The sequence below is a fragment of the Kineococcus sp. NPDC059986 genome, assembly GCF_040702905.1.
Lineage (GTDB): Bacteria > Actinomycetota > Actinomycetes > Actinomycetales > Kineococcaceae > Kineococcus.
The window spans coordinates 41,166-48,871 of record NZ_JBFBND010000032.1; the positions used below are offsets into that span (position 1 = coordinate 41,166).

Annotated in this window: 14 protein-coding genes; 4 read left to right on the forward strand and 10 right to left on the reverse strand. The window is 65.9% G+C overall.

Going from position 1 to position 7,706, the window contains the following annotated elements:
• Positions 1-59: 59 nt before the first annotated feature.
• From AB0637_RS19735 to AB0637_RS19765, 7 genes are all read right to left on the reverse strand, one after another.
• Positions 60-452: a hypothetical protein gene (locus AB0637_RS19735; RefSeq protein WP_366174394.1), complete on the reverse strand. Its 393-nt coding sequence runs from the start codon at positions 450-452 to the stop codon at positions 60-62.
• On the reverse strand, positions 449-973 hold the full coding sequence (locus tag AB0637_RS19740; protein ID WP_366174395.1) for a hypothetical protein: 525 nt from the start codon (positions 971-973) through the stop codon (positions 449-451). The genes AB0637_RS19735 and AB0637_RS19740 overlap by 4 nt, the downstream gene beginning before the upstream one ends.
• 23 nt (positions 974-996) lie before the next feature.
• Positions 997-1,578: a sigma-70 family RNA polymerase sigma factor gene (locus tag AB0637_RS19745; protein ID WP_366174396.1), complete on the reverse strand. Its 582-nt coding sequence runs from the start codon at positions 1,576-1,578 to the stop codon at positions 997-999.
• On the reverse strand, positions 1,568-1,762 hold the full coding sequence (locus AB0637_RS19750; protein WP_366174397.1) for a hypothetical protein: 195 nt from the start codon (positions 1,760-1,762) through the stop codon (positions 1,568-1,570). The genes AB0637_RS19745 and AB0637_RS19750 overlap by 11 nt, the downstream gene beginning before the upstream one ends.
• Before the next feature lie 5 nt (positions 1,763-1,767).
• The gene (locus AB0637_RS19755) at positions 1,768-2,622 is read right to left on the reverse strand and encodes a PD-(D/E)XK nuclease family protein (RefSeq protein ID WP_366174398.1); all 855 of its coding nucleotides are present in this window, start codon (positions 2,620-2,622) and stop codon (positions 1,768-1,770) included.
• Positions 2,619-2,927 (reverse strand): hypothetical protein, encoded by a 309-nt coding sequence (locus AB0637_RS19760; protein WP_366174399.1) that lies wholly within the window; start codon positions 2,925-2,927, stop codon positions 2,619-2,621. The genes AB0637_RS19755 and AB0637_RS19760 overlap by 4 nt, the downstream gene beginning before the upstream one ends.
• A 262-nt stretch (positions 2,928-3,189) precedes the next feature.
• Complete coding sequence (locus tag AB0637_RS19765) at positions 3,190-3,645, reverse strand: hypothetical protein (protein ID WP_366174400.1); 456 nt, start codon at positions 3,643-3,645, stop codon at positions 3,190-3,192.
• A gap of 399 nt (positions 3,646-4,044) precedes the next feature.
• Here AB0637_RS19765 and AB0637_RS19770 point away from each other — a divergent pair, with 399 nt between their 5' ends.
• From AB0637_RS19770 to AB0637_RS19785, 4 genes are read left to right on the forward strand one after another with little or no spacing between them, the layout of a single operon-like run.
• Positions 4,045-4,917, forward strand: a complete 873-nt coding sequence (locus AB0637_RS19770; protein ID WP_366174401.1) for a site-specific integrase — start codon at positions 4,045-4,047, stop codon at positions 4,915-4,917.
• Positions 4,914-5,093, forward strand: a complete 180-nt coding sequence (locus tag AB0637_RS19775; RefSeq protein ID WP_366174402.1) for a hypothetical protein — start codon at positions 4,914-4,916, stop codon at positions 5,091-5,093. Before AB0637_RS19770 ends, AB0637_RS19775 begins: the two co-directional genes overlap by 4 nt.
• Positions 5,090-5,323: a hypothetical protein gene (locus AB0637_RS19780; protein ID WP_366174403.1), complete on the forward strand. Its 234-nt coding sequence runs from the start codon at positions 5,090-5,092 to the stop codon at positions 5,321-5,323. Before AB0637_RS19775 ends, AB0637_RS19780 begins: the two co-directional genes overlap by 4 nt.
• 14 nt (positions 5,324-5,337) lie before the next feature.
• Entirely contained in the window at positions 5,338-5,628 is a 291-nt protein-coding gene (locus AB0637_RS19785; RefSeq protein WP_366174404.1) for a hypothetical protein, read from the forward strand.
• A gap of 52 nt (positions 5,629-5,680) precedes the next feature.
• Here AB0637_RS19785 and AB0637_RS19790 read toward each other — a convergent pair whose 3' ends face one another.
• The 3 genes from AB0637_RS19790 to AB0637_RS19800 all read right to left on the reverse strand — a co-directional run.
• The gene (locus AB0637_RS19790; protein ID WP_366174405.1) at positions 5,681-5,875 is read right to left on the reverse strand and encodes a hypothetical protein; all 195 of its coding nucleotides are present in this window, start codon (positions 5,873-5,875) and stop codon (positions 5,681-5,683) included.
• Entirely contained in the window at positions 5,876-6,196 is a 321-nt protein-coding gene (locus AB0637_RS19795; protein WP_366174406.1) for a hypothetical protein, read from the reverse strand.
• A partial coding sequence (locus AB0637_RS19800; protein WP_366174407.1) for a hypothetical protein occupies positions 6,193-7,706 on the reverse strand: 1,514 nt, incomplete at its 5' end. The genes AB0637_RS19795 and AB0637_RS19800, both read right to left, overlap by 4 nt.

Genomic DNA, 7,706 nt, shown 5'->3' on the forward strand with positions numbered 1-7,706 from the left:
CGGGAAGAGGCTGCCCGGTGTTGCGGGCCTTCTGCAGTGCCCGAGCGGCGGTCAGCATCTCAGAAGGGGTCTTCCGAGAAGTCGATCGCCTTGTACGGCACCCCGGTGACCGAGCCCAGCTCGTAGTCCTGGTAGCTGTGCGGGTGGAGGATCGAGCGGTAGCGCCGCTCACCGGCCGCGTTCTTGACGACGACGACCTCCTCGGTCCCGGGCTGGCCCTTGACCTCGACCCAGATCACCGAGCCGAACGGGAAGTCCTTGGGCTGCTGGCGGACGTGCACGACCGCCTTGAGGTCAGCCTTGGAGAGGATGTGCGTCCGAGGACGTCCCTCCGGGGACTCCACGCGCACGACCACGTCGTTGCCCTGGTTCCCGATGACCCGACCCTCGGTGCGGAACACGATGGTCTGACCCTCGTCCACGCTGTCGAGCGTGGCTGCGATCTGGCTCATTCGGTGATCCCCCGCGCGGTGTTGTAGTCGTCCGGGAACAGGTCGGCAGGCTTGCGGTCGCCACGGAACTGGGTGCCCTTGCACGGGTCCACGAAGACCGCGTACGGCTTGCCCTGCTGGGAGGTGGCGAACTTGAGCAGCGCCGGACCACGGTTGGTCATCGGGGCCTTGGGGTGACCGGAGTAGTACCGGTTGCCGTAGCGGTCGGTGCCTTCGAGCACCTTGTCCCCACCAGCGTTCGCAGCGGGCGGGACGAACCCGCCCTGAGCCGGGGCCTGGTAGCCACCCTGGTAGCCCTGCGGCGCAGCGGGAGGAGCCGCGACCGGGACACCGGTCAGGCCACCAGCAGCGACACGGGAAGCGGAGACCAGCGTGGCGTCGGTGTCGGCCACGAGCTGGGTGAGGTCGCCCTCGAACTCCTTGAGGTGGTCAGCGAACTCCTCGGCCGTGACGGCCCGGATGTTCACCAGCCCGCCCGTGTGGAGCTTGGAGCTGAGCTGGAAGTTGAACTCGTCGGACAACTGCACTCCTTGATGCACGGATCCTACACCGCGACGGCGTAAGACGAGCGGATCTTGTTGAGGGTGAACTTCATGAGGTGAGACGCTGCGGCCTGGCTGGTGCCGTGCCGCTCTGCGTACTCAAGCTGCGTGATCTGTTCCCAGAACACGGCGCGCAGCAGGTCCCGCTGCTTGTCGGTCAGGGTGGGGATCACCCTGGCCAGGTCTGCGACCGTCGTCACACGGTCGAACTCCTGACCCCACGAGGGGTCGGCCACGAGTTCTTCCAGGGTCCCCACCACACCGGAACCCAGGGAGTACTCGAACGACCAGACCAGCGGGGTGTTGAAGGCCCGGTGCTGCTCTTCCAGCTTGGGGTTCCTCACCCGGCCCAGTCGTTCCCGGATCCCGTCCACCATCTGGTGGTAGACCTTGGCGCGGATCCAGGGGCGCAGGTCCCCTGCGTCAGGGTCCCAGCCACGGATGGCCAGGAGCATCCCGTACAGGGCATCGGACTCACAGTCGTGGAACTGGTCCGTGAGCTGGCGACGAGCGAACGCCTGGGAGTAGCGAACTACCCAGTCGAAGTGCTCGCGGCACAGCTCCTCTTCTTCCTCAGAGGTCATCGAGCAGGTCCCTCATGAAGATGAGGTCGGACAGCACGTCGAGGAGTTCCTCGACCCGCAGGGTCAGGCGGTACCACTCCGAGGGAGTGGCTGCCTTGCGTTCGTCGGTGCAGGCCACCAGCGCCTCGGTCACCTTGGCGACCTGGCGGGCGTTGACCTTGCGCCGCTCCTTGATGGACTGCACGGATCCTACACCTCCATGTAAGAACGCGGGATCTCTTTGGCGCGGTTGCCCTTCGCAGAGCAGAACTCACGGACACCGCACGAGCCGCAGAGGTTGGACGGGTGGGGCAGGAACAGGCCGATCTCCTTGGCCTGCTTGAACTTCCGGAAGGTCATGTCGATGTGCTGCTGGTCGTAGTCCACCAGGGAGTGGACCTGACCAGGCTCACCGGTACGAGCCATCCAGTACGCCCCGTGGGAGGGGCGCACGCCGAACTTCTGCTCGATCGCACTGGCGTACTGTCCGAGCTGGAAGTTGTTGACCGGCTCACGGCCGGACTTGATGTCCACGACGATGATCCAGGAGCCCCACTGGTACACCCGGTCAATCGCCAGCTTGATGGGACCGCCGCCGAACTCCACTTCCAGTTCGAGTTCGATGGCCCACTCCCCCTCGGGAGTTTGCCAGATGGTCCAGGGAGTGGTCTGGTTCCAGTGGATCCAGCTCAGCACCATGCCGGGGCCGTTCTGCTCCCACCAGTCCCGGTTCTCCTTGTTGGGCCAGGCCTTGCTGGCCCGACCAGAGGCCATGATGTCCTTCTCGGTGAACCCCGTCCGCTGTAGGGTCTCCTGCAGGTGCCGGTCGAGGTGTTCCTTGAAGCGGGCCGGAATCTCGGCCTCCACGCATACTACACCCTGCTCGAAGAGAGCGCGGTCCAGTTCCTCGGTCAGGGAGTGAACCGCGCTACCACCCAGCAACGACCACGACGGGACGTTCGGGATGGTGGTCGCCTTCTGCAGCCAGTACTTCTCGCCGCAGGTCAACCAGGTGTCGAGTTGAGAGTAGCTTGCGTGTCCGGGAAGGTCACGCAGCTCGATCACGTTGCCAGTTCCTCCAACACGTAGGTGGCGAAGCCCACGCCGTCACCGGCAGGAACCTCGGGGACAGGGTGTCCCTCGTCGTCTACCTGGTCCCAGTCCAGGGCCAGCTTGAACATCATGAGGTCGAGGTCCGCGTGGTCCTCGATCGTGGCGCTCTTGTCGATCTCGCAGGTCCAGCCGGTGCCGGACACGTAGATCAGACGGCACCCTCCACCCAGGCCAGCCATCGGGTTGGTGGTGGTGATCGTCGCCAGTTCCAGCTCGCCGTCCTCCGAACGAAGCTCGGTGACCTGCAGGTCGTTCACAGCGACAGTGCTCGTGGTGCTCAACGGAAGATCCTTCCAAGCCTCTGGGTCCGGGACCCCACCCTGACAGGTGGGTCCGACATACCGCTCTCCTCGGCCGGACCCACCCCGGCTCCTTGAGTGCCTAACCAGTAGAACGCACGCATCCTACGCTGTCAACTCTCTGCTCATGGAAGGTCTACCTACAGCGAAACCCCAGTCTCATGGGATAGAGACTGGGGTTTCGGGGCAAGCGTTGTTCAGCTAGTCATTCGGTACTAGCTCACCCCTCCCAACGGGGGGCTGCGGTGATGTCCTTGGGCATCCGAACGAGTGCATCTCCATCACTCTTGCGGCGCGGCACGTAGACGAAGCCCTCCTCGGACTCGGGCTTGTAGTCCACGACGAGACCCTCCGTTCGGAGCATCTCGCGCCAGCGTGGGTAGGTCGATGCAAGGCGGGGAGGTACAGGGTCTCCTCGCCGGACCTTGGCCTCGGTGCGCAGCAGGGTCAGGATCTGCTTGTGCCGGTGCTGCGGCTCGATCTTCCAAGGGATGATGTCAACGGGCGTCGCTGGACGCTGGCGGGGCATCCCCCGCCGACGCGACCACAAGGAGATGGCCTTGCGCGTCACCTGGATGTGGTGCTTCTCGCGCAGGTAGTCAACGATCTCGCCCTGGTTCAAGCCTGCCTTGATGAGGCGCTCGACTTCCTGGTCAGGGATCACTTTCGCGGCCATCGGCCCTCTCCTCTAGTCGCCCCCCGGCGTACACACGGGTGATTCTGTGGCCCCCTTTTTGGTGCCACACACCCTACAGAGAGCACTGTGGCACGGATGCTACACCTCACGCAACACGTCTCAACTACTTGAAACGATGATGAGTGCGGAAAACTTCTAGGTGACGGATGCGTGCAGGGCTGGTAGTCTCTACTCATGCGCCGCTCCGAGACCGTCACAGTCCCTCTGTCCCAGGCGATCGAGCAGTTCGAGACCGAGCGTCTCGCATCTGGATACAGCGCCTCCACTTTGCGCTCCACGATCAAGAGCCTGGACTACCTGCGCGAGCGTGTGGGGGATGTTGACGTTGACCACATCTCCCCTGCACTCGTTGCCGATTTCCTCGGGCACAGAAACTCCGTGGGCGATGCACCGAGCACGGTCAACAAGCACCGGTACCACCTGGCTGGCTTCTTCAAGTGGGCTCGCGCCCACGAGTACATGCCCCCGGCCAGTGATCCGCTGGGCACCACGCGGGCCATGAAGATCATGCCCGCGAGGAAGCTGCGCATCCCGGCGCAGGACTTCCCTGCCCTGCTGGACGCAGCGGAGCACCCCAAGGACCGGATCATCGTGGCCCTGGGCCTGTACCTCTTCCTGCGTGGGTCGGAGATCGCGGCCCTGCGCTGGTCGGACTACGACATGAAGAACCACGAGATGCACGTCAAGATCGAGAAGACCAGCCAGCGCGACATCATGCCGGTGAGCGAGGAGCTGGACGAGGAGCTGCGGATCTGGGCGCTCTGGTACCAGAACCAGCAGTCGGGGATCTTCCGTCAGGACTGGTTCATCGTCCCGGCCACGGTGACCCACACCGGCCACGAGCCGGTGCTCGTGCCCAGCCGTCCCCACCCCCAGGGCTACCGGAACGTCCAGCGGGTTCTGCGTGCGGCCGGGTACGCCGAGGAGGACGGCGACCTGGCTGGCGAGGGGCAGCACACGCTGCGCCGCTCTGGTGCTCGTGCCCTCTTCGACGTGCGAGTGGAGGACGGGTACGACGGCGCGCTGCGCCAGGTGCAGGCGATGCTGCACCACACGACGGGGGCGATGACCGAGAAGTACCTCGGCCTGGACATCGACAAGAACTCCCGGAACAAGGCCATCGCCGGGAAGGCGATGTTCGCCAAGAACCTGCCGACCAAGGAGAAGGCCCGCATGAAGCACATGCACCTGGTCAAGGACCAGATGGTCGGGGGCATCGAGGTTCCCCTCCCGGGGGTGCAGGCGCGATGAGCGAGGTCGAGGAACTCCTGCAGCTCGTGCTGCAGTACGGGGACGCCCGGTACACCCAGGGGATTTGGAGCCAGGACAACCTGCCGGGTTCCATCGAGGAGTACGACAGCGCGATGGAGCGGGCCGGGGAACGGTTCGCTGAGATCGAGGAGCGAGTGAGTAGGTTGCGCGCATGAACCCCGAGGAGAAGAAGCTCCTGTGGGAGCGGACCCAGCACCTGGTGGCCGTCGCCAACCAGCTCGCCTGGAACGCCGAGGAGCACGGCATGAACCGGATGCAGGAGACCCTGACCGGCACCAACGGCGACAGGGCCATGCTCACGGTCTCGTCGCGCCTGCTGTCGCAGTCCCGCTCGGACCTCGAAGCTGCAGCCCAAGACCTGCTCGATCTTGCCCCCAACCCCTGAGTAGGATGCGTGCCATGGGCGACGACGACGAGATGGGCTTCAACCCCGCTGCGATGCTGCAGGGTCTGCGCGAGGCGCACGACAAGGAGCACATGAGGATCGACGCGGAGAAGGCCCGCGAGCAGCGGTTCCTCGACAGCCTCGACGTGGAGGGCCTACTGGCCCTGGACTGGATCCTCAGCACCAACCCCGAGCGCGCCTTCGCCAACAACTGCCGGTACTCCGGGATCATCGAGACCATCCTGCGCCTCAAGCACGGGGCGGACATGGACGGCAAGCCGCTGGACCAGATCCCCGAGGACTGACCCCAGAACGACGAAAGGCCCCCCACCGCGATGGTGGAGGGCCTTCGTCATGTCAGTCTTCCGATGTGTCCCGGTCGTTCGGGATGCGGTACACCCCGTAGCTCCCAGCCACGGCGATGCCCACGCTCACGTAGGGCAGGGCCTGGTCCGGGATGAGGTGGCCGTCCAACAGGGTGGCGGCCACCGTCACGAGGAAGGCCACGACAGCCACGATCGTCTTGCGGTACTTGGCCAGTTCGGCAGTCACTCAGTCTCCAAGCTCGATGGCCATCTGCTCGTCGCAGATGCCGGTGGGTTCCATCCGGTGGGCGCTCTGCCAGCGGCGTACCGCCTGCTCGTCCCCCACACGATCGGCCACAACCTGCTCTGCCTTGTGGGGCCACCACAGGGGCACCAGGCCGTAGGTCGCAGGAGGCCCCAGGAGGGCCACCGTGGGCTCGTCCAGCTCGCCCGTGACGGCCAGGCCGTGCAACCTCTGCCAGCCCCGGAGAACGGCGCTCAGCGTCTCCCACGGGGTGGAGTAGGACAGGCCCAGCTTGGCGCAGGCCAGCATCTGCAGGTCGGTCACAGCAGCTTCCTCACCGTGACCAGCAGCGTGCCGCCGAAGTTCGAGCGGTTGCGCTGCGGGCTGGTCTCGCGGACGAACTGGATCTTCTCGATCACGGCGGTGAACTGCTCACCGTTCGTGAAGTCCTGCACGACCACCGCGCTCTGCGTCTCTTCCAGCTCTTCGAGCGCAGCCAGCCTCTGGGCGGCTGCACCCTCCACCCCGTGCGGGGTGTTGTACCGGTCGGTCTCGTGGTCGAAGCACATGAGCGGGTACTGCACGAGCCGCTGCCGTCGCACGGACGGCAGGGCCTTGATGCTGAGCACCTCGACCACCGGGGTCCCCAGGTTGGCCGTGCTGGGTTCGAGCTGCAGCCGGAAGGCCGCGTACTCGGTCGGTGCGATCGAGGCCGAGATGTCGATGTCATCGCGCCGGTTGGTCGCGTCCGTCAGCGCGAGGACGTTGCGCTCCCCCGCCTCGGTCAGGGAGAACAGGGTGACCGTCCCGGAGTTGGTCGTCGCCCCCACCTTGGCCAGGCGGAAGCTCTTGTTCTCGCTGGTGCCGTAGCGGATCTTCCCCGAGGTGATCCAGCCACGGTCCTCGTAGGCCGTGGCCGACTGGACGTAGTGGCCCCAGGAGTCCAGGCCCAGGACCACCCGGTCACCCGTGAAGGCGATCGAGCTGGCCGTCCCGGCCGCGTGGGTCTGCACGTCGTAGGCCCAGGCGTACCGGCCCTCGGCCGTCTGCTGGGACAGGTCGATGCGGACTGCCCCGCTCAGGCCCAGGATCCCGTTGGTGATCGCGGCGTAGCAGAACCGGTCCCGAGCCGTGAGGGCTCGCACCGGCTGGCTCGTCTCGACCGTCAGGGGGCCGTAGGTGAACGTGGAGTTGTACTCCCCGAACGTCCCGATGCGAATCCCCCGGGCCGTGCCCAGGGCCACGAAGTTCCCCAGGTAGTTGTGGATCGAGTGGACCGTCTCCCCCGGGGGAAGCTCAGCGATCTGCTCGGGGAACGACAGCTTGGGCGTGCCCCCGTCCTGCGGCGCGGCCAGCGTGATCCGGTAGACCAGCCCGCGACCACCGGAGTAGCCGCAGGCCAGCACTGCCGTGGGGGCATCTGCGATGCCGGTCCACTGGAAGCCCGGGTCCAGGTGGGTGTACAGCGGGGTGGCGGTACCCAGTGCCCCGCCGACCAGGGGCAGCTCGTAGAGCTTGGGACCCATCGCTGCGATGAACCGACTCTTGGCGAACCCGATGACCGGGGAGATCCCGGCCTGCTGGGTCCACACGTTGGCCAGGGTGGCCCCCACGATGTCGAACGAGGCGATGCCCTGGGAGTGGCCGAAGTAGACCTTGGTCCCGATGGCCACGGCGTTCGTCACGTTGGCGAACGACTGGGCGTAGGTCGTCTTCCCCGAGGGGCGCACCACTGTGATGAGGTTGCCGTGCAGGAGCACGGCCACGTTCTCCCCGGCGAGCACGACGGTGGCCGAGGCAGCAGTGGTCGAGGAGGCAGTGGTGTTCCCACCGG

Coding starts and splice junctions, on each gene's coding strand:
- AB0637_RS19765 (WP_366174400.1), bottom strand. CDS start 3,645: ATGGCCGCGAAAGTGATCCCTGACCAGGAAGTCGAGCGCCTCATCAAG.
- AB0637_RS19780 (WP_366174403.1), top strand. CDS start 5,090: ATGAACCCCGAGGAGAAGAAGCTCCTGTGGGAGCGGACCCAGCACCTG.
- AB0637_RS19735 (WP_366174394.1), bottom strand. CDS start 452: ATGAGCCAGATCGCAGCCACGCTCGACAGCGTGGACGAGGGTCAGACC.
- AB0637_RS19775 (WP_366174402.1), top strand. CDS start 4,914: ATGAGCGAGGTCGAGGAACTCCTGCAGCTCGTGCTGCAGTACGGGGAC.
- AB0637_RS19785 (WP_366174404.1), top strand. CDS start 5,338: ATGGGCGACGACGACGAGATGGGCTTCAACCCCGCTGCGATGCTGCAG.
- AB0637_RS19745 (WP_366174396.1), bottom strand. CDS start 1,578: ATGACCTCTGAGGAAGAAGAGGAGCTGTGCCGCGAGCACTTCGACTGG.